General features: G+C 64.9%; 2 protein-coding genes. Both read left to right on the top strand.

Annotated features, from left to right (window positions below):
• Positions 1–718: SDR family NAD(P)-dependent oxidoreductase (locus EOA24_RS39280; RefSeq protein WP_127410899.1), on the top strand; the 718-nt coding region annotated here is incomplete at its 5' end.
• A partial coding sequence (locus EOA24_RS39285; RefSeq protein WP_127410900.1) for an SDR family NAD(P)-dependent oxidoreductase occupies positions 715–985 on the top strand: 271 nt, incomplete at its 3' end. The genes EOA24_RS39280 and EOA24_RS39285, both read left to right, overlap by 4 nt.

Consider the following 985-nt stretch of genomic DNA (forward strand, 5'->3'; position numbering starts at 1 on the left):
GGCGACGGTCGCCGCGATCGAGGTCAAGGGCGGCAAGGCGGAATTCCTCGCCGCCGACCTCGCTTCGCTTGCCGAAGTACGCCGCCTCGCCGAAGCCGTGCGCGCAAGGACCGACAGGCTGGACATCCTGATCAACAATGCCGGTGTCGGCACCGGCGGCCAAGGCGCCAAGCGGCAGGTCAGCGCCGACGGCTACGAGCTGCGCTTCGCCGTCAACTATCTCGCCGGCTTCCTGCTGACGTCCGAGCTCTTGCCGCTTCTCAAGGCAAGCGCGCCGGCGCGCATCGTCAATGTCGCCTCGGCCGGCCAGCAGGCGATCGATTTCGACGACGTCATGCTGACGCATGGCTATAGCGGCGTGCGCGCCTACTGCCAGAGCAAGCTGGCGCAGATCCTGTTCACCGTCGATCTGGCTCAGCAGCTCGAGGGCACCGGCATCACCGTCAACGCCTTACATCCGGCAAGCTACATGGACACGACTATGGTCCGGCAGGCGGGCGTCACGCCATGGAGCTCGGTCGAAACCGGCGCCGACGCCATCCTCAACCTCGCGACGTCGCCGGCGCTCGAAGGGCGCAGCGGTCGCTATTTCGACGGCCAGCGGGAATCGCGCGCCGATGCGCAGGCTTATGACGAAAAGGCGCGCCGCCGGCTGCGGGCGCTGAGCCTAGAATTGACCGGACAATCTTCTGCAACATCCAAGGAACAACACCCATGAGCGAGACCATCGAACATTGCGTCATCATAGGCGGCTCATCCGGCATCGGCCTCGCGACGGCCAAAAAGCTGGTCAGCCCCGCCATGAAAGTCACGATCACCGGCCGCAATGAGGAAAAACTCAAGGCTGCGTGGAAGAGCCTGGGCGGCTCAGCCGACAAGGCTGCGTTCGATGCCGGCAATCCTGATGAGGTGCAGCGGTTTTTCAAAGACCTAGGGCCGTTCGATCACCTGGTTCTCGCCGCGAGCGGCGGCAAGGGGCTGGGAC

It is taken from the genome of Mesorhizobium sp. M2A.F.Ca.ET.039.01.1.1 (assembly GCF_003998035.1).
GTDB lineage: Bacteria > Pseudomonadota > Alphaproteobacteria > Rhizobiales > Rhizobiaceae > Mesorhizobium.